The organism is Brachybacterium sp. SGAir0954, from assembly GCF_005490785.1.
GTDB classification, from domain to species: Bacteria; Actinomycetota; Actinomycetes; order Actinomycetales; family Dermabacteraceae; genus Brachybacterium; species Brachybacterium rhamnosum.
Genome location: NZ_CP027295.1, coordinates 413,157 through 432,402 on the forward strand (window position 1 = coordinate 413,157; position 19,246 = coordinate 432,402).

At 73.0% G+C, this 19,246-nt stretch carries 16 protein-coding genes; 4 read left to right on the forward strand and 12 right to left on the reverse strand.

The features are described 5' to 3' along the window. Positions 1 to 55: 55 nt before the first annotated feature. Both C1N80_RS01860 and C1N80_RS01865 read right to left on the reverse strand, forming a co-directional pair. Entirely contained in the window at positions 56 to 883 is an 828-nt protein-coding gene (locus C1N80_RS01860; protein WP_137769216.1) for a hypothetical protein, read from the reverse strand. A gap of 171 nt (positions 884 to 1,054) precedes the next feature. Beyond that, positions 1,055 to 2,482, reverse strand: a complete 1,428-nt coding sequence (locus C1N80_RS01865) for a hypothetical protein (protein ID WP_137769217.1) — start codon at positions 2,480 to 2,482, stop codon at positions 1,055 to 1,057. 411 nt (positions 2,483 to 2,893) lie between these two features. Here C1N80_RS01865 and C1N80_RS01870 point away from each other — a divergent pair, with 411 nt between their 5' ends. Beyond that, positions 2,894 to 3,637: a GNAT family N-acetyltransferase gene (locus C1N80_RS01870; protein WP_168198135.1), complete on the forward strand. Its 744-nt coding sequence runs from the start codon at positions 2,894 to 2,896 to the stop codon at positions 3,635 to 3,637. 25 nt (positions 3,638 to 3,662) lie between these two features. Here the strand turns inward: C1N80_RS01870 and C1N80_RS01875 are convergent, their stop codons facing one another. The 5 genes from C1N80_RS01875 to C1N80_RS01895 all read right to left on the reverse strand — a co-directional run bounded on the left by C1N80_RS01875 (position 3,663) and on the right by C1N80_RS01895 (position 9,378). After that, a complete protein-coding gene (locus tag C1N80_RS01875; RefSeq protein ID WP_137769218.1) occupies positions 3,663 to 4,955 on the reverse strand; it encodes a glycoside hydrolase family 32 protein in 1,293 nt (430 codons plus the stop codon). Between the two features lie 50 nt (positions 4,956 to 5,005). Next, the gene (locus tag C1N80_RS01880; protein ID WP_137769219.1) at positions 5,006 to 5,827 is read right to left on the reverse strand and encodes a carbohydrate ABC transporter permease; all 822 of its coding nucleotides are present in this window, start codon (positions 5,825 to 5,827) and stop codon (positions 5,006 to 5,008) included. Positions 5,828 to 5,876: 49 nt separating this feature from the next. Continuing rightward, complete coding sequence (locus C1N80_RS01885; RefSeq protein ID WP_137769220.1) at positions 5,877 to 6,758, reverse strand: carbohydrate ABC transporter permease; 882 nt, start codon at positions 6,756 to 6,758, stop codon at positions 5,877 to 5,879. Next, positions 6,755 to 8,140, reverse strand: coding sequence for an extracellular solute-binding protein (locus C1N80_RS01890; RefSeq protein WP_137769221.1), 1,386 nt, complete (start codon positions 8,138 to 8,140; stop codon positions 6,755 to 6,757). Before C1N80_RS01890 ends, C1N80_RS01885 begins: the two co-directional genes overlap by 4 nt. Before the next feature lie 164 nt (positions 8,141 to 8,304). Then, a complete protein-coding gene (locus C1N80_RS01895; RefSeq protein ID WP_137769222.1) occupies positions 8,305 to 9,378 on the reverse strand; it encodes a LacI family DNA-binding transcriptional regulator in 1,074 nt (357 codons plus the stop codon). Between the two features lie 138 nt (positions 9,379 to 9,516). Here C1N80_RS01895 and C1N80_RS01900 point away from each other — a divergent pair, with 138 nt between their 5' ends. Continuing rightward, positions 9,517 to 10,461: an aldo/keto reductase gene (locus C1N80_RS01900; RefSeq protein ID WP_137769223.1), complete on the forward strand. Its 945-nt coding sequence runs from the start codon at positions 9,517 to 9,519 to the stop codon at positions 10,459 to 10,461. Positions 10,462 to 10,497: 36 nt separating this feature from the next. Here C1N80_RS01900 and C1N80_RS01905 read toward each other — a convergent pair whose 3' ends face one another. The 3 genes from C1N80_RS01905 to C1N80_RS01915 form a co-directional block, all read right to left on the reverse strand. Further along, a complete protein-coding gene (locus C1N80_RS01905; protein WP_137769224.1) occupies positions 10,498 to 11,349 on the reverse strand; it encodes a PRD domain-containing protein in 852 nt (283 codons plus the stop codon). 99 nt (positions 11,350 to 11,448) lie between these two features. Then, positions 11,449 to 13,590, reverse strand: coding sequence for a glucose PTS transporter subunit IIA (locus C1N80_RS01910; protein ID WP_137769225.1), 2,142 nt, complete (start codon positions 13,588 to 13,590; stop codon positions 11,449 to 11,451). 208 nt (positions 13,591 to 13,798) lie between these two features. Further along, positions 13,799 to 14,083, reverse strand: coding sequence for a hypothetical protein (locus tag C1N80_RS01915; protein ID WP_137769226.1), 285 nt, complete (start codon positions 14,081 to 14,083; stop codon positions 13,799 to 13,801). A gap of 120 nt (positions 14,084 to 14,203) precedes the next feature. On the opposite strand from C1N80_RS01915, the gene C1N80_RS01920 reads away from it, so the two are divergent. Continuing rightward, positions 14,204 to 15,328: a PLP-dependent cysteine synthase family protein gene (locus C1N80_RS01920; protein WP_137769227.1), complete on the forward strand. Its 1,125-nt coding sequence runs from the start codon at positions 14,204 to 14,206 to the stop codon at positions 15,326 to 15,328. Positions 15,329 to 15,382: 54 nt separating this feature from the next. Here C1N80_RS01920 and C1N80_RS01925 read toward each other — a convergent pair whose 3' ends face one another. Both C1N80_RS01925 and C1N80_RS01930 read right to left on the reverse strand, forming a co-directional pair. Continuing rightward, the gene (locus tag C1N80_RS01925; protein ID WP_137769228.1) at positions 15,383 to 16,648 is read right to left on the reverse strand and encodes an acyl-CoA dehydrogenase family protein; all 1,266 of its coding nucleotides are present in this window, start codon (positions 16,646 to 16,648) and stop codon (positions 15,383 to 15,385) included. Further along, positions 16,648 to 17,865, reverse strand: a complete 1,218-nt coding sequence (locus C1N80_RS01930; RefSeq protein ID WP_137769229.1) for an acetyl-CoA C-acetyltransferase — start codon at positions 17,863 to 17,865, stop codon at positions 16,648 to 16,650. Before C1N80_RS01930 ends, C1N80_RS01925 begins: the two co-directional genes overlap by 1 nt. 263 nt (positions 17,866 to 18,128) lie before the next feature. Between C1N80_RS01930 and mraY the strand changes: the two genes are divergently transcribed. After that, positions 18,129 to 19,229: a phospho-N-acetylmuramoyl-pentapeptide-transferase gene (mraY, locus tag C1N80_RS01935; protein ID WP_137769230.1), complete on the forward strand. Its 1,101-nt coding sequence runs from the start codon at positions 18,129 to 18,131 to the stop codon at positions 19,227 to 19,229. Positions 19,230 to 19,246 lie beyond the last annotated feature (17 nt).

The following is a 19,246-nucleotide window of genomic DNA, read 5'->3' on the forward strand; positions in this document are numbered from 1 at the left end:
CGGTTCGGTCACCGTGCGCGCAGGTCAGATGGGGTTCTGCGAGGGGCGGGCCGGATCAGCCCAGCGCATAGTGCAGCGGCTCCCCGTCGTAGGGCTGGAGCACGATCCGTGCGCCGTCCATCTGGGTGGAGACGAGCACGAAGGCGCAGCGGGCGCTCGCGTGCTGGCCGTCCCGGATCGCGCCGACGGTGTCGATCGCGTCCGGCGCCATGCCGGGCAGGACGTCCGTCGCGTAGCCGAGGTCGGTCTGCGCGGAGAACCACATCTCGGAGAGCGGCTGGAACTGCCCGGGCCCCTCGTAGGAGATCTCGAGGGTGACGAGCACGAGCTGGTGGCCGTCCTCGACGACATCGGTGCCCGGTGCGTGCGGGAGCTCGGCGTCCGGGTCCACCTCGGCGGCCCGGACGTGCACGGTGCCGCCGTCCCAGGTGGGCCAGCTCAGGGTGTCCTCGCCGACGGTCGCGGGATCGGAGAAGCTGCCGTCGGGGGCGGCGCCGCCGCCCGCCCGGTCGACGCTGCCGGGACGCAGCGACGGGTCGCCGGTCGCGGGCGTCGAGCGCGGGCCGGGATCCGTGGGTGTCGTGGCCGTGGTGGGCGCCGCGCGGAGGCGCTCGGCGGTGTCGAGCGCGCCGGCGACGATCACGAGGCCGGCGAGCAGCCCGATCACCAGGAGGGCGACGACGCTGACGATCGCCCAGGGCGGGAAGGGCCGGTCCCCCGCCTCCGCCTCGTCGCACTCCAAGCCGGGCGCCGGCGCGGGTGCGGCGTGCACGTCGCGTGCCGCGTAATCGGGCAGCGCGGTCCCGTCCTGCCCTGCGGGCTCGTCCGACGGCGACGGGACCCCGAGGGGATCGGCGTCGGTCGGCGCGGGACGCTCGGACATGGCCTCGATCCTAGGCCCGGACGCACGGCCGGCGCCGACTCGTCGTCGGCGCCGGCCGGGGCCGGATCCCGCGGTCCCCCGACCGCGCCCCCTGATCCGTCCCCTTCCGCTCCCGTCCCGCACCCGGTACGGACGGAGCCCGCTCCGCCGGCCCGTGGGCCGACGGCCGTGTCAGTCCTCCGGCAGCGCCGTGAAGACGTAGGTGAGGTCCTCGTTGACCTGCGAGGTGGCGTAGTAGGTGCCGTCCGCGCCGTCGGTCCCGTCGAGGGTGCACACCGCGTGGTGGCCCTCGTCGAGCACGGTGCACTCGCTCGTGATGCCCGCAGGCAGGTCGCCGTCCGCGGCCCGGCCGAGCATCACCGCGTTGATCGAGGCCTCCTCGATGTCCTCCGCGGTGGCCTCCGAGGCGGAGGGCGCGTCGGCCCAGGACAGCGAGATCTCGGCGCCCTTCGCGACCGGGAGCTTCTGCGCCGCGTCCGGGTCCTCGAGGACGAGCAGCGCCCGACCGAAGGGGGTCCGCACGAGGCGCACGGTGGACGTGTCCTTCTCCCCCGTGTCCGGGTTCGTGGACGTGCAGTGGGAGGCGCGGCCGTCGAGCACGGCCTTCCCGGTGCAGACGGCGTCGTAGCCGCCGAAGTACTCACCGCCGGCGATGGACCTCGCGCTGACCGAGGTCACGGCGCGATCCTGGTAGAGGTGCTCGAGGCCGACGCCCCCGCCCTCGTTCCCGACCCGGCTCGTGGAGACGGTGCCCGCCCAGCTCGAGGGGAGCGTGACGCCGGAGCCGCCCGCGTCGAGCGCGGTGACCACGTATCCCGGCCCGCCGTCGATCGCGGTCTGCTGGGTGAGGTAGTAGGTGCCGTCGCCGCCGCCGGAGCCGGTGATCGTGCAGGTGCCGTGGGCGCCGCGATCCAGGACGGTGCAGCCCGCGGCGAGGTCCTCCGGCAGGTCGCCGTCGGAGTTGGAGCCCATCATCACGGCGTTGATGACGGTGTGCTCGAGGTCGGAGGCCGTGACCCTCGCGGGCGAGGGGGCGTCGGCGCCCCAGTACCCGACCTGCGCACCCTCGGGCACCGTCGCCCGAGGGGCGTCCTGGTCATCGGCGGCGACGATCAGGGCACGGCCGGCGAAGGGCGTCGCCACGAGGCGGACGGTCGCCCGGAGCTGTTCGCCCGAGTCGTCGTCGGTGAAGGTGCAGCGGGAGGCACGGCCGTCGAGCACGGCCTTCCCGGAGCACACGGCGTCGGAGCCGGCGAAGAACTCCTGGCCGGCGATCGTCGCGGCGCTCATCGAGCTCGCCCCACGGCTCGCGCCGTAGAGGTAGTCCACGGCGACGTAGGAGTAGGAGCTGCCGATCTCGCTCGCGGAGATCGTGCCGTCCCACGAGTCGGGGACGTCCACGACGGGGGCGGCGGCGTCGCCCGTGCCCCCGGCGACGTCCCCCGTCCCGGCGGCGACGTCGGCGGGAGCGGCGGCGGCGCCGACCCCGCCGGCGAGCCCGGCGGCCGTCCCGCCGCCCGCGGCGAGGATGCCGACGGCGGCGAGGGCGAGGATCCTGGTGCGGCGGCCGCCTGCTCTGCGGCTGATGGTGTGATGCATGACTGTTCCCCCTGGATCGGGATCCGTGGCCGACGGCCGGGACCCGCGGTGCGCCTGCCGAGAGGCGGGCGCGAAAGAACTTTACGAAGTCTTGAACATCTTTGCCAGTCTCTTTACAAGATCGTCACATCTCTGACGCGCGTCCATCAGCGCAGGCCACAGGGCATTTCTTCCGACGCCGTCCGCCTCGCACGGTGCTACCGACCCGTCACCGAACAGATCCCCGCCGGTCGAGGAGCCGCAGCACCGAGGCCGTGCTCGACCCCCGAGCGGCTCCCCGCGGGCGATGACCCGGCGCCCCCCGCGGTCAGCGTTCGTCACATACCGTCCCGCGCGCGTGACCGCGTGCGCGGGACGGACCTACGGTGAGCTCCTCGCACCACCGCGCAGAGAGGGCGATCCGTGGCCACGATCGAGAACGTCGCGCAGCCGAAGCAGCCGCAGCAGGACCCGTCGCCGAGCGACGCCCCGTACGCCGAGGAGAGTGTGCTGGACCGCCCCGCCTGGTCCGCGCTCACCGGAGCCCATGCGCACCTCGCGATCGGCAACGAGCTCGTCAAGCACTACCCCGCGGACGTCTCCCCCTTCGTCGGGGTCCGCGACTGGGAGGACCCGGGCGTCTGGGGCGCGATCCTCGAGGTCTTCGGGCACGACGCCGTCGTCGGCGTCTCCCATGCCGATCCCGTCATCCCCGACGGCTGGACCTGGGAGTACCGCGTGCCCGGCGTGCAGCTCGTCCAGACCGACGCCCTCGCCCCGCGTCCCTTCGCCGAGGCGGAGGAGCTGGGCCTCGCGGACGCCGAGGAGATGATCGCCCTCGTCGAGCGCACCAAGCCCGGCCCCTTCCTCCCCCGCACCGTGGAGATGGGCCGCTACGTGGGCGTGCGCCGCGAGGGCCGCCTCGTCGCCATGGCCGGCGAGCGCCTCCACCCCGACGGCTGGACCGAGATCAGCGCCGTGTGCGTGGACCCCTCCCAGCGCCGCCAGGGCCTCGCCTCCGCGCTCGTGCTCGACGTCGCCCACGCCGTGCAGCAGCGCGGCGACCGGGCGCTGCTCCACGCGAGCGCCGCGAACACCGGCGCGATCGCGGCCTACGAGAAGCTCGGCTTCGCGCTGCGGCGCACGCTCGTCTTCGGCGGCGTGCGCACGCCCTGAGCCCCGCCGCTGCCCCGCTCTCCGCTCAGGGCAGGCGCAGCTCCCAGGCCTGCTCGACCTCGCCGCGGAAGCGCACCGCGTCCCCGCCCTCGGGGTAGAGGCGCACGGTCGACGGGGTGCCGGCCTCGGGCAGCAGCTCGAGGATGCCCGCGTCGAGCAGGAGCGTCGCGGGGCCGCCCGCGTGCGCGAGCAGAGCCTCCTCGGCGCCGCCCGCCCAGTGCAGCGTGACGGTGACGGGGCCGGCCGTGCGGACCTCCGCCCGCAGCGGCGCGGTGACCTCGAGCGTGCCCTCCTGGACGGTCATCTCCTCCCCGCGCAGGGCGGTGAGCTCGGCGGGCGCGGAGGAGACGAGCAGGTCGCCGTCGAGGCCCAGCTCGCGCGGGAAGGTGAGGCAGCCTGCCCATCCCTGGGCGTCGGTCTGCTCCTGCGTGCGGCCGGCGTGCTCCCAGGACCAGCCCCACAGCAGCACCCGATCCCCCTCCGCATCGACGACGGCCTGCGGCGCGTAGAAGTCCGGGCCCGTGTCCACGGAGCCGCCGGTGCGGGGCGCGAAGCGGGGCAGGCCGTCCTCGCCCGTGGTCAGCGAGCCCAGCAGGTAGGCGGATTCGGTGATCGAGCCGGGGACGCGCTCGGAGCGGTACCAGAGCGAGACGAGCAGGGCCCACTCGTCGCCGAGGCGCACGAGCTGCGGGCACTCCCAGATCTCCGCGTGGACGTGCTGGGCTGCGACGGGATCGTGCCCGGTGAGCAGGGTGCCGCGGTACTCCCAGTGCTCGAGGTCCGTCGCGTCGTAGAGCAGGATCGCGGGGACCACGTCCTCGCCCTCGCGGATCCCGGCGCCCTGGATCGCCCAGCGGTGGCCGTCGAGCGTGAACACGAACGGGTCCCGCACGCCCTCGAGGTCGAGCTCCTCGGGCACGGGGGCGGCGACGACGGAGCGGGTGACGCCCTGCAGCTGCGCGTCGGTGCGGGCGACGACGACCTGGGAGAGGTCGTTGCGCACGCCGTCCACGCCCGAGTAGACGAGGGTGGGCAGCGCCGTGCCGTCCTCCGCGGTGTCCACGAGGCCCACGCCGCTCCAGCAGCCGCCGCGGTCCGCCTCGCCGGCACGGGGCACGGGGCCGTGGGGCTCCTCGCGCCAGCGCACGAGGTCCGGGGAGGACATGTGGCCCCAGAGGATGTCGCGGTGGCGGGGCTCCTCGGGGTGGTGCTGGAAGTAGACGTGCCAGCGCCCGTCGTGGTGGAGGATCCCGTTGGGGTCGTTGAGCCAACCGCGGGGGTGGACGCGGTGCAGGGACGGGAAGTGCAGGGCGGTCATGGGGGTCTCGTCTCTCTCGCGGGGCGGAGGGGGATCGGCGTGGGCAGAGGTCACTTCGAGGCGCCGGCGGTGAGGCCCTCGCGGAGGTAACGCTGGCCGAAGAGGAACACGACGACCGCGGGGACCATCGACAGCACCACCCCGGCGAGGACCACGGAGATCGACCCCGTGCCCAGGTTGCCCTGGAGCGTGACCAGACCCAAGGGCAGCGTGTAGTTCTGCTCGGAGATCATGAAGATCAGCGGGCGGAAGAACTCGTTCCAGTGGAAGTTGAAGGCGAGCACCCCCACGATCGCCATGCCCGGCAGGGCCAGCGGCGCGTAGATCGAGGAGAAGGTGCGCCAGGGGCTCGCCCCGTCGATCGCGGCGGCCTCGCCGAGCTCGAGCGGCAGGCCCAGGAAGTACTGGCGCATGAGGAAGGTGCCGAAGGCCGTGGGGATCGCCGGGAGGATCAGCGCGAGCAGCGTGTCGGAGAGGCCCATCCCGCGGATCAGCATGAACACGGGCACGATCGTCACCTGCGCGGGCACCATCATCGTGGAGAGCACGATCGCGAAGAGGGCGTTCTTGCCGCGGAACTCCATGCGGGCGAAGACGTAGCCGGCCATCGCGGCGGTGATCATCTGGCCCACGGCGATGACCCCGGTGACCAGGGCGCTGTTGAGCACGAGCAGCGGCACGCCGATCTGCTCGAACACCGCCGCGTAGCTCGAGAAGTCGGGGCTCAGCGGGAAGAAGCTCGGCGGCAGGGAGAAGGACTCCGCGGCGGGCCGCAGCGAGGTGGTGAAGGTCCACCAGACGGGCCCCAGGGTGAGCACCGCGGCGACGGCGAGCGCGGCGTAGCGGGCGAGGGAGGGGAGCTTGCGGGTCATCGGACGCCTCCGGACGGAGAGGGGTGAGGGGTCATGGGCGGGACGCTCCTCACTGGTAGAAGACGAAGCGGCGGGCGAGGCGGAACTGGGCGGCGGTGACCAGCATGATCAGCACCATGAGCACGAGGCCGATCGCGCTCGCGCGGCCGAACTCGAGCTCCCGGAAGGCGCTCTCGTAGATGACCATGACGACCGTGCGGGTCGAGTCGCCGGGGCCGCCGCGGGTGAGCACGTAGGGCTGGTCGAAGACCTGCAGCGCGGAGATGATCGCCATCACCGAGGCGACGAGCACCGTGGGGCTCACGAGCGGCAGCGTGAGGTGCCGGAAGCGCCGCCACCCGGTCGCGCCGTCGATCGCTCCGGCCTCGTAGACCTCCTGCGGCACCGCGGCGAGGCCGCCGATGAACAGCAGGAACGAGAAGCCGAAGTTCTGCCAGACGTACACCGCGATGACGACGACCATCGCCCACTGCGGGCTGGTCAGCCAGGGCACCGCGGGGATCCCGACGAGGGACAGCGCCCAGTTGATGACGCCGTAGCTCTCGTTGAAGAGGTACTTCATGAGGATCGAGACGCTCGCCGCGGAGAGCACGAGCGGGAAGAAGAAGGTGGAGCGGAAGAACACCCGCAGCCAGGCCGGCATCCGCGACTGCACGAGCACCGCGAGCAGCATGGCGATCGCGAGCTGCGCGGCGACCGCGACGACCACGAACACGGCGGTGTTGAGGAAGGAGACGGCGACGGTGGAGTCCGCGGCGAGGTCGGTGAAGTTCTGGAGGCCCACGAACCGCGGCGAGGTGATGATGTCCCAGCGGAAGAAGGCCAGGACGAGGGAGCCGACGATCGGCACGAGGACGAACAGGCCCACCCCGAGCATCGTGGGGGCCAGGAAGATCCAGCGCAGCAGGGTGCCGCGGGAGTCGGTGGTCATGCGTCCTCCTCGGTGAAGACGGCGCGCAGGTCGCGGTCCAGCGCGGCGAGGGCGCGGGCCACGCCGCCGGCCCCGCCGGAGAGTGCGGTGGAGATGTTGCGGATGAGGGCGGTCTCGACGGCGGCCTGCTGGGGCGGCGCGGGGATCGGGCCGGAGGTCGGGAAGCGGTCGAGGGTGTCGTAGAAGCGGGACCAGTGCTCGGGGCCCACGCCCGTGTAGAGCGAGTCGGTGACCATGGAGCGCCGGGTGGGCGTGGTCGACGGCGTCGGGAAGGCGAGCTGCATGGCCTGCTTCGAGGCGGTGAACTTGATCCACTCCCAGGCCTGGTCGGCCTTCTCCGTGGTCTTCATGACCGCGTAGCCGGCGGCGCCGAACTGGTGGCGCTGGGTGCGCCAGCGGGGGAAGAACTGCACGTCGTACTGCTCGGCGGTCATGCCGCCCTCGGCGAGGCCCTGGACCCAGTAGCCGCCGGCGGGGGTGGAGCCGATGCGGCCGGAGGCGAAGAGCCCCACGAGGGTGTTGCCGCCGCCCTCCTCGGGGCGCACGGCGAGGCCGTCCTGGACGAGGGTGCGGAGGTACTCGACGCTCTCGTGGACCCGTTCGTGGGTCGCGTTGGAGCCGGTCCAGAGGTAGCCGCCGGAGCGCTCCTCACCGGGATAGAAGGTGGACCACAGCTGCTCGCCGCCCTGCGCCCTCTCCTCGGTGAGGAAGGAGGTGTCGTTGACGTAGAGCCAGGGGACGATCCCGCCGAAGAGGCGGTTGGTCCAGTAGTACGGCGTCGCGTCGCCCTGCATGCCGCGCAGCAGCTCGGTGAAGTCGTCGCGGTTCCAGTCCTCGCCCGGCATCTCCAGCCCGTTGCGCTCGAGGACGTCGAGGTTGAGGTACATGTTCGCGGCGTTGAAGTCGAGGGGCAGCTGGTAGAGCGAGCCCTTGTACATGAACGCCTCGATGAGGCTGGGGTGGACGTCCTCGAAGTAGTCGCGCACCGCGTCGGCATCGCGCAGCAGGTAGTCGTCCAGCGGCAGGGCGAGGCGCTCGGCGAAGAGCTGGGCGCCCTCGGTGGCGGTGTAGACGACGTCCGGCTGGGTGCCGGAGGCGACCATGGTGAGGATCTTCGCGAAGAAGTCGCCCCAGTCGGTGGCCTGCACGGACTGGATGCGCACGGGGATGTCCGGGTGCTCCTCCGTGAAAGCGTCGGCGATCTGCTGGCGGCCGGCGGCGTCCTGGGCGGTGCCGAGGATGAGCACGGTGAGGGCGTCGTCGCCGCGGCCGGGGATGTCGGCCCCGGTGAGGCGCGGCCACGCGGCGGCGGTGCCGGCGACGCCGGCGAGACCGGCGGCGCCGAGCAGCGCGCGGCGGGTGAGGGGTGATCGGGTGGCCATGCGGTCCTCTTCGTCGAGCAGCGGCACAGGGGGGTGATCCGGAACCACACTTCTTCACGTGTCGAAGTGAGGTGGGATGAGTATGCGGCGCAGCTTTCACACGTGTCAAGGCCGGCCGACGGAACCCTGTCCGGACCGCGCCGGAGAGGCCGGGGGCGCGGGGCTCAGCCGGCCGGCGGGCGCGCCACCGAGGAGCGCTCGACGAGCGGGCACGCGACGACGACCGTCCCGGCCGCAGCGGCCGCATCGGCCCCGTCGGCCCCGTCCTGCTCCTCCGCGCCCGCGTCGACGAGGTCGAGCAGGGCGGTCATCGCGGTGCGGCCCATCTCCGCGTGCGGCAGGGCGATCGTCGTGAGCGGCGGGGTGAGCACCTCGGCGAAGAAGTCCTCGTCGTCGAAGCCGATCACCGAGAGCTCCCGCGGCACCGCGACCCCGGCGACGGCCGCCGCATGGATCGCGCCGGCGGCCACCCGGTCGCGGATGCAGAACAGCGCGGTGGGCGGTACCGGCTCGGCGAGCAGCTCCGCGGCGGCGCGGAAGCCGTCGTCCATCTGCCAGCCCGTGCGCACGATCCGCGGGGCGAGCCCGGCCTCCTCGAGCACCTCGGTGAAGCCCTGCTGCCGCTCGCGCGTGGCGACGGAGTCGTCGTCCCCGGAGAGCAAGACGATCCGGCGGTGCCCCACCTCGAGCAGGCGCCGCGCGGCGCGGCGCGCGCCCTGGAGGTCGTCCGGGACCACCGCGACGGGGGCCGCCGCCTCCTCCTGGGGCAGGGCGTCGCAGTTCAGCAGCACGAGCGGGATGCCCGGCGGCGGGGTGGGCGCCGTGATGCGGGTGCGGCCCATCGCCGCGTAGACCAGGCCGTCCACCTGGCGCTCCGCGAGCATCCGCACGGCGCCCTCCACGGTCGCCTCGCGCAGGGAGAGATCCGCGGTGAGCACCATGTACCCGCGCTCGGCCGCGGCCATCGAGGCCTCGCGGACCATCCGGCCCGCCCACGGTGATGTCGCGATCTCGTCGCTGATCAGGCCGATCGTGCGGGTGCGCCGCTCGCGCAGGGACATGGCGACCGCGGATCGCGTGTAGCCGAGCTCCGCGGCGGCCGCGAGCACCTTCTCCTGGTTCACCGTCGAGACGGTGCCCTCGGTGCGGCCGTTCAGGACCATCGAGACCGTCGCCCGAGAGACGCCGGCACGCTCGGCGACATCGGCGGAGGTGGGACGGCGAGCGGCGGGGGTCACCGTGCCAGCCTACGGCGACGCGGCCGGGTCCCGTGCCCGAGAGGACGGAATACCGCGGGCCGCGAGGCGTTGGGGGGACGGTAAGGCACCGCGCCGTCACACCGCGGTCGCCACGCACCACGACCAGAAGGAGCCCCCATGGCCCGCATCCCCCGCACCGATATCGACATCCTGCCCCTCGTCCTCGGCGGCAACACCTTCGGCTGGACCTCCGACGAGCAGGCCTCCTTCGCCGTGCTCGACGCCTTCGTCGCGGCGGGCGGCAGCGCGATCGACACGGCCGACGGCTACTCGGCATGGGTCCCCGGCAACTCCGGCGGCGAGTCCGAGACGATCCTCGGCGCCTGGATGGAGGCTCGCGGCAACCGCGACGAGGTGGTCCTCGCGACCAAGGTCGCCTCGAAGCCGGACCGCCAGGGCCTCTCCCGCGAGAACGTGCTCGCCGCGCTCGACGAGTCGCTCCAGCGCCTGCGCACCGACCACGTCGACCTGTACTACTTCCACTTCGACGACGAGAACGTCTCGATCGAGGACCAGGTCGCGACCGCGCGCGAGGTGCTCGACTCCGGGAATGCGCGTCACCTGGCGCTGTCGAACTACTCCCCCGAGCGCCTGCGCGCCTTCCTCGAGACCGCCCGCGAGCAGGGCGTGACGCTGCCCGTCGCCCACCAGCCGCAGTACAACCTGCTGCACCGCGCGCAGTTCGAGCAGGAGTTCGCACCGATCGCCGCGGAGTTCGAGCTCGCGACCTTCCCCTACTACGCCCTCGCCTCCGGTGTGCTGACGGGCAAGTACCGCACGGCGGCGGACGCCGAGGGCGCCCCGCGAGGCGGCGCCGCGACGGAGCTGCTGGGCCAGCCCGGGACCCCCGCGGTGCTCGAGGCGCTGCACGCGGTCGCCGAGGCGCACGGCGTCGAGGTGACCTCGGTGTCCCTCGCGTGGCTGCGCGCGAAGGGCGTCACCGCCCCGATCGCCTCCGCCTCCCGCCCCGAGCAGGTCGCCGCGCTGATCGCCGGCGCGACGCTCGAGCTGGACGCCGCGGAGGTCACCGCGCTGGACGACGCCTCGCAGCCCTTCGCCTGATCCCCGTCGGCCGTCGGTCCCGGAGGTCCCCTGCGCTCAGGGAACCTCCGGGGCCCGGTCCATCGTCATCCGCGCGACGTGCAGGGCGAGGTAGGCGACCTCGTCCGGCGTGAGCCGGTCCCCGAGGCGCAGCTGGACGATCGTCGCGAGCTGCTCCGCCGTGCGCACGGCCTCCGGGTAGCTCTCCCGGATCGAGCGGCCGATGGTCGACTCCTGACCGTCGAGCTGCCGGTGCTGGTGGATGCGCACGAACATGTAGCGCACGTGCGTGATGAAGCGGGCGGCGGTCATCGAGCTGCGGGAGACGTCCACGCCGTAGCGCTCACCGATCACCGCGAGCAGCTGCTGGATGACCCCCGTCATCGTGTACGTGAAGGACAGGTCACCGGAGGCGAAGCCCGCGTTGACCAGGTGCAGCGTGAGCGCCGTGGCCTCCCCCGCCGCGAGCGGCGGGTCCACGTGGAGGTTGATCTCCTCCAGCAGGCGCTCCGCCTGCGCGTACTCGGTGCCGTAGAGGGTCTGCACCTCCGCGCGCAGCGGGTACTCGATCTCCTGGCCCTTCCGGGCCCGCTCGAGGGCGCCCGCGACATGGTCCGCGACGGCGATCGCGAGGGTGGGGCGGGTGGACTCGCGGCCCTCGATCCCGGCGGCGCGCAGGGCGATGACGACGCCGCGCAGGACGTCCTGGTCGATCATCGCGAAGACCTCGGCGAGATGATCGGGGTCGCGGCCGTCGGAGGGGACGAACACCCGCACGATCAGCTCCGGGTCCACCTCCTGGCCGGGGCGGGCGCGGAAACCGATCCCGCGGCCGGTGAGGATGACCTCCTGGCCCTGGCCGTCACGGGAGATGACGACGTTGTTGTTGAGGACCCTCAGCACCTTCATGCCCGCTCACCTCCTTCGCGCTCGGGACACATCCTCCCAGCACGGGCGCGGGCGCGCACCGCCCCCCCGCGGGGAGCGGCGCGCGCCCGGCCCGACCGCTCAGCGGCGGACGGCCACCACCGGGGCGCCCGCGGCGACCTGCTCGCCCACGGCGAGCGGACGCACCTCGGCGAGGCTCGCGGTGTTGATGACGGTGACCAGGGTGAGGGCGGGGTGCCCGGCCGCACGGATCGCCCCGAGGTCCACCTCGGCGAGGAGGTCCCCGGCGCGCACCTGCTGGCCGGCCTCGACGCGCACGTCGAAGCCCTCGCCGTTCATCTGCACGGTGTCGATGCCGACGTGCACGAGCACCTCGACGCCGCCCGCGCCGCGGATCCCGAAGGCGTGCCCGGTGCCGGCGACGGTGATGAGCTCCCCGTCGAGCGGGGCGAGGACGGTGCCGTCGGCCGGCTCGACGCCCACGCCCTCGCCGAGGGCGCGGGAGGCGAAGACCGGGTCGCCGGCGTCGTCGAGGTCCAGCACGCGACCCGCGACCGGGGAGACGATCTCGAGATCGGCCTCGGCGAGCAGGGTCGCGGTGGGGGCCGCACCGCCCGCGGTCCCGGCGGCGGCGTCGGCGCCGTCGGTCGTGGCGGTGGCGGCGCCGACGACCGGGGCGGTCGTCGTCGCGGAGGTCGTGCTCGTCGCGGAACCGGAGGACTCCGACGCGGCGGTCGCCGCGGCGCGCTCGTCGGCCTCGCGGAGGTCCCGCGCGGCGTTCGCCGCCGCACGCTGCTCGCGCGGCATGTAGTCGGAGAAGTAGACGAGCACCATCGCGGTGACGAAGGCCGCCGCGATCGCGATGACGTACACGGGGATCGGATCGAAGACGGGGATCGTCAGCAGCGAGGTGAACGCGAAGGCGCTCGTGTCCACGCCGCCCAGCAGGCCCACGATCAGGCCGCCCACGAGGCAGCCTACGAGCATGCGCGGGTAGATCCGCTTGAAGCGCAGGTGGATGCCGTAGAGGGAGGGCTCGGAGATGCCGCCGAACAGGCCCGCGGCGAGCGCGCCGGTGGCGGTCTGCCGCATCTCCGGCTCGCGGTGGCGCAGGGACAGCAGGAGCACGCCGGCGGTCGCGCCGAAGCAGGCGAAGTTCCACGCGCCCATCGGGCCCTGGATGAAGTCGTAGCCGAGGGTGTTGATGTTCTGTAGCATCAGGGCGTTCAACGGCCAGTGCAGACCCAGCGGCACCAGGAACGGATACAGCAGCGGGATGACGACCGCGAACACGATCGGGGCGTTGCCGTTCAGCCAGGCGAGGCCCGCGCCGATCCCGTTGCCGGCCCAGATGCCGAGGGGGCCGATGAGGAACGCGGTCACCGGGATCATGACGAGCATGGAGAAGAACGGCACGAAGACGAGCTGCACGTTCGCGGGGAAGATCTTCGCCAGGCCCTTGTAGACGAGGGCGAGCAGGGCGACCATCAGCAGCGGCACGAACACCTGGCCGCCGTAGTCGTTCAGCTGCATGGGCAGGCCGAACACCGTCGCCGTGCACTGCTCGGTGCCGAGCGTCGCGTTGGTGGTACAGGTGACGCCCGGGATGGTGCCGGCGCCGGAGAGCATGCCGGTGTAGTTCGGCGTCATCACGGCCGCCATCACGGCCGCTCCCACCCACGGGTCGATCTGCAGCTTCTTCGCGGCGTTGTAGGCCACCATGATCGGCAGGAAGTAGAGCACGGAGCGCCACATCGCATCGACGAAGACCCAGGTCGCAGACTTGCCGTCCGCGTAGTAGTCGATGACCCCGAAGGCGTCCAGTGCGGACACGATGGCCACGATCAGGGAAGCGCCGAGCAGCACGCCCATGAGCGGCCGGAACGAGTCCGAGAGGTACTCGAAGACGTTGTCGAGCCAGGCGAAGCGGCCGCGGCCCTTGGCGCGGATCGCGGCCTTGACCTCGGCGTCGCTCTGCGGGCGGGGCGCGGGGCCGCCGCTCATGGAGGGCAGGTTCATGATCTGGGAGTAGACGCCGGCGACGGCGCCTCCGATGACGACCTGGAAGCGGTCGCCGGACTGCGGCACGGTGCCCATGACGCCGGGGAGGGCGTCGAGCGCGGTGCGGTCCACCTGCTCGGCGTCGTGCAGCTGGAAGCGCAGCCGGGTCGCGCAGTGGGTGAGGCTCTCGATGTTCGCGGGTCCGCCGACGCCGCGGACGATGTCCTCGGCCTCCGACGTGTTCGAGCTGGGGGTGTTCATGATGCGTCCTCGCATCCTTCGCGGGTCGTGGGCACGTGCCGGCGACGACGCCGGCCGTACCCGGGGCACAAAAAAAGACCCGGACCGCGCAGTGCGGTCCAGGTCTTGCTCCACCATCACGGTGGATGACAATCCTGTGAACGAAGAGTTCGCCGTGGAGCATAGCAGGCGTGGGGCGCCGCTCCCGCTCTCAGCCGATGCCGAGCGTCTACGCGGTGCACGGATCGGCGTCGACGCGAGCGTCCGCGATCGAGAAGCGTCCCTGCCCATCGAGCTCGAACTGCGCACCGTGCTGGTCGGTCGCGACGAGGTGGTGCAGTGCTCCATGTCGGTGCACGCGGCCCAGGTCGGTGAAGCCGTGCTCGGCGAGGACCTCCTCGACCGGTTCCGCGTACTCGTCCCAGGGGTCGCGCTCGGTGAGGTCCCCGTCGAACGACTGTCCCGACTCCCCTTGGCCGGCCCGGTACAGACAGGTGCCGCCGTCCTCCGTCACGGACTGCGACGGCGCGAGATAGCTGAACTCTCGCCCACTCGATGCGAGGGCGCCGGAGACGCCGGCGGCGACGTCCTCGTAGTGGCCGACGGCCCCAAAAGCCCGCGATAGGTTCGCGCCATGGCCTCCCCCTCCCCCGCCCCGGATCCGCTCGCGACGCTCGAGGACACGGACCGCAGCGATCCCGCGCTGCGGGACTGGGTCGCGGAGCGGGTGCGGCGGCTCGACGCGGACGACCGCCGCTCCGCGGACACCCACCTGCTGCGGCTCGCTCTGCCGGCGGAGTGGGGTGTGGACCTGTATCTGAAGGACGAGTCCACCCACGTCTCCGGGAGCCTCAAGCACCGCCTCGCCCGCTCGCTGTTCACGTACGCACTGGTCAACGGGTGGCTGCGTCCGGGGATGCCGGTGATCGAGGCGAGCTCCGGCTCGACCGCGGTGAGCGAGGCGCACGTGGCGCGGATGCTCGAGGTGCCCTTCGTGGCCGTCGTCCCGCGCAGCACGAGCGCCCGCAAGGTCGCGCTCATCGAGGCGGCCGGCGGCAGCTGCCACTACGTGGACCACGCCGAGCAGATGAGCGACGCCGCCCGCGATCTCGCGGTCGCGCGCGGGGGCCTGTTCCTCGACCAGTTCACGCACGCCGAGCGGGCCACCGACTGGCGCGGCAACAACTCGATCGCCGTCTCCGCGATGGAGCAGATGAGCCTCGAGCCGCACCCGGTGCCGCGCTGGATCGTGGTGGGCGCGGGGACCGGCGGCACGAGCGCGACCTTCGGCCGGTACCTGCGCTACCGGCGCCTGCCCACGGGCCTGTGCGTCGCCGACGTCGAGGGCTCCGCCTTCTTCCCCGGTTGGCGCGACGCGGACCGCGGTGCCGCCACGGACGCATCCTCGCGGATCGAGGGCATCGGCCGGCCGCGCATGGAGCCGAGCTTCGAGCCGGGCGTCGTGGACCGGATGATGCGGGTGCCGGACGCGGCCTCCGTCGCCGCGGCGCGCCACCTCTCCGAGCGCCTGGGCCGCCGGGTCGGCGCCTCGACGGGGACGAACCTCGTCGCCGTCGCGCGCCTGGTCACCGAGCTGCGGGAGCGGGGCGAGCAGGGCTCCGTGCTGACCCTGCTGTGCGACAGCGGCGACCGCTACGCGGGCACCTACTTCGACGACGACTGGGTCGCCGCGCAGGGCTGGGACCTCGCGCCCTGGCTGCGGCACCTGGAATCGGCGCTGCCCGTCGTCCCCGCCTGACCTCGGGTCACGGAGGGAGCGGGCCGGGACGGCCCCGCTCCGCTCCCCGACCGCTCACACGAACGCGCTGACACCGGTGATGCGGCGGCCCACGATGAGCGACTGCATGGTGTCGGTGCCCTCGTAGGTGTGCAGGGCCTCGAGGTCGCTGCGGTGGCGCACCACGCGGTTCTCGAGCAGGATCCCGGAGCCGCCGAGGAGGTCGCGGGCGTCGGCGGCGATCTCGCGGGCGGCGCGGGTGTTGTGCACCTTGGCGAGGGACGCCTGCTCGGGCAGCAGGGTCCCGGCCGCCTCGAGCTCGGCGAGGCGCACGCAGTACAGCTGCATCGAGGTGAGGGTCTGCAGCATGTCCGCGAGGCGCACCTGTACGTGCTGGGCCTTCGCGAGCGGGCGGCCGAACTGCACGCGGGTGGTCGCGTGCTCGAGGGCGGCCTCGTAGCAGGCGGTCGCATGGCCCAGGGCGCCCCAGGCGACGCCGGCGCGAGTCGCGAAGAGCACGCGCGAGGTGTCCTTGAAGGAGCGGGCGCCGGGCAGGCGCGCGTCCAGCGGGAGGCGCACGTCGGTCAGGCGGATGTGCGCCTGGTGGATGGCGCGCAGGGCGACCTTGCCGCGGATGATCTCCGCGTCGTAGCCGGGCAGGGACTGGTCCACGAGGAAGCCGGAGACCTGGCCGTCGAGGGCCGGGTCCGACGGGTCCTGGACGCGGGCCCAGACGACGGAGACGTGGCCGCCCGCGCCGTTGCCGATCCAGCGCTTCTCGCCGCTGAGCACCCACTGGTCGCCGTCGCGGCGGGCCATGGTCTCGAGCGAGACGGAGTCGGAGCCGTGGGTGGGCTCGGTGAGGGCGAAGGCGCCGAGCTCGGTGCCGGCGGCGAGGGGGTCCACCCAGCGGGCCTTCTGCTCGTCGGAGCCGAGCAGGGCGATCGAGCGCAGTGCGAGGCCGCCCTGGACGCCGACCATGGTGCCGAGCGAGCCGTCGATCCGGGAGAGCTCCATGTTGACCAGGCCGGTGGCGAGCGGGCTCAGGTGCCGGTGGCCGGGGAGCTCGAGGCCGTCGGTGAAGAGGTCCTTCTCGCCGAGCGCCGCGAGCAGCTCGGTGGGGTACTCGTAGTCCTCCCACGCCTGGTTCAGGCGGTCGAGGTGCACGGCGAAGGAGCGGGCGTCGGCCCACGCCTCGAGGTCCTCACCATCGACCTGCTGGAAGAGGGCGACGTGGTCCGCGGGCGGCGGGAGCAGCTCGGCGGGGGTCGCGGCGGCCGGGTCCGGAGCGCTCACGACGGGGGCGGAGCCGATGCTCGTGCTCTGCTCGGCGGTGGTCATCAGGACATCCTCTCGATGATGAGGGCCATGCCCTGGCCGCCGCCCACGCAGAGGGTGGCCAGGCCCAGGCTCGCGTCGCGCTCCTGGAGGCCGTGGATCAGGGTGGTGGTCATGCGGGCGCCGGTGGAGCCCCAGGGGTGGCCGAGCGCGATCGCGCCGCCGTGCACGTTGAGCTTGTCGTGGTCGATGCCGAGATCTTCCGCGGAGGGGATGACCTGGGCGGCGAAGGCCTCATTGAGCTCGACGAGGTCCACGTCGTCGATGCTCATGCCGGCGAGGTCGAGGGCGCGGCGGGTGGACTCGACAGGGCCGAGGCCCATGATCTCGGGGCTGAGGCCGGAGACGCCGGTGGAGACGATGCGAGCGAGCGGGGTGAGGCCCAGCTCCTTCGCGCGGACGTCGGACATGATGACGAGGGCGGCGGCGCCGTCGTTCAGGGGGCAGCAGTTGCCGGCGGTGACCGTCCCGCCCTCGCGGAAGACGGGGTCGAGCCCGGCGACGGCGTCATAGGTGACGCCCGCGCGCGGGGAGTCGTCGGCGGAGACGACGGTGCCGTCGGCGAGGGTGACGGGGGTGATGTCGCGGTCGAAGAACCCGGCGGCGCGGGCGGCCTCGGCGCGGTTCTGGGAGCGGACGGCGTACTCGTCCTGCTCCTTCCGGGAGACGCCGCGCAGCTCGGCGACGTTCTCGGCGGTCTGCCCCATGAGGATGTACGGGTCGGGCAGCTGGCCGTCCTCGCGCGGATCGTGCCAGGGGGCGGGGATCGCGCGGGAGGCGCGGGCCTCGGTGCGCTCCCAGGCCTCCTGGAAGAGCGGGTCGCGGGCGTCCTCCTCCATGAGCTTGCCGGTGCTCGTGGAGATCGACTCGACGCCCGCGGAGATCACGGTGTGCGCCTCACCGGCGCGGATGGCGTGGAAGGCGGCGCGGGTGGTCTGGATCGAGGAGGCGCAGAAGCGGGTGACGGTCGCGCCGGGGACGGTGTCCAGGCCCAGACGGATCGCGACGGTGCGGGCGAGGTTGCCGCCCTGGTAGCCCTCGGGGATCGCGCAGCCGAGCTGGAGGTCGTCGATGGTGGCGGGGTCCAGCGCGGGCACCTGGTCGAGGGCCGCCCGGATCATCTGACCGGCGAGGTCGTCCGGGCGGACGCCCTTGAGGGAGCCCTTGCGGGCCCGGCCGATCGGGGAGCGGGCGGCGGACACGATGACGGCCTCGGGCACGAGGGTCTCCTTCGACGACGGTGTCTGGACGGGCGCGGGGCCCGTCGGGCACCGCGAATGTACCCGATACTAGCGGTTCTAGATAACCGTGCAAGAGGCGACGACACCGGACCCTGCGCGGAGTCCGGGTCCCCGTGACCTAGCCTTGCCCGGAGGGTCCCGCGTCGGCCGGCCCCTCCCCCGACCACCCGAGGACACCCGCCCGTGACGACTCCCCCGCCGCCCACCCGACCGTCACGCCGCGCGCGGACGGAGCGGCGCCCGTGATCCCGGTGCTCGTGGGCGGCATGGTCGCCCTGCTCGTCGGGATCGTCGGCACCCGCGCCTACACCGCGCTCGCGAAGCGCAAGGGCTGGGCGCAGTACGTCCGCGCGGACGGACCCGTCAGCCACCACTCCAAGCGCGGCACCCCGCAGATGGGCGGGATCGCGATCTTCGCGTCCACGCTCGTCGGCTACGCGGCCGCGCACCTGGCGACCTGGTCCCCGCCCACGGTCTCCGGGCTGCTCGTCCTCTTCCTCATGCTGGGGCTGGGGTTCATCGGCTTCCTCGACGACTGGACGAAGATCCGCCGCGAGCGGTCGCTCGGCCTGCGCTCCGGGCAGAAGCTGCTCGGGCAGACGCTCGTCGCGATCGTCTTCGGCGTGCTCGCCACGCAGTTCGCCCGGGACGGGATCACCCCTGCGAGCCATCGCATCTCGGTGGTGCGGGACACCGCGATCGACCTCGGCGTGCTCGGGGCCGTCGCCGGGACGGCGCTGCTCATCGTGTGGATCGTCCTCATGATCACCGCGACCAGCAACGGCGTGAACCTCACCGACGGGCTCGACGGCCAGGCCGCGGGCGCGTGCGCCATGGTCCTCGCCGCATACACGCTGATCGGCATCTGGCAGGCACTGAAGAGCTGCGCGAGCGCCGTGGCGCCGGGCTGCTACGCGGTGCGGGACCCGCTGGACCTCGCCGTGGTCGCCGCCTGCCTCGGCGCCGCGTGCATCGGCTTCCTGTGGTGGAACACCCCGCCCGCGGCCCTGTTCATGGGCGACACCGGCTCCCTGGGCCTCGGCGGGGCGCTCGCGGGCCTCGCGATCCTCAGCCGCACCGAGCTGCTGCTCATCGTGCTCGGCGGCCTCTTCGTCTTCGAGACCGTCACTGTGATCCTGCAGGTGAGCGTCTTCAAGGCGACCAAGCGCCGCAACGGCGGCGTGGGCAAGCGGCTGTTCCTCATCACCCCGATCCACCACCACTTCGAGCAGCTCGGCTGGAGCCAGGTGACCGTCTCCGTGCGCTTCTGGATCATCTCCGCGGTGTGCGTCGCCGCCGGGCTCGGGCTGTTCTACGGCGAATGGGTGCTGCTCGCCTCCTGAGCGGCACCCCATGGTGG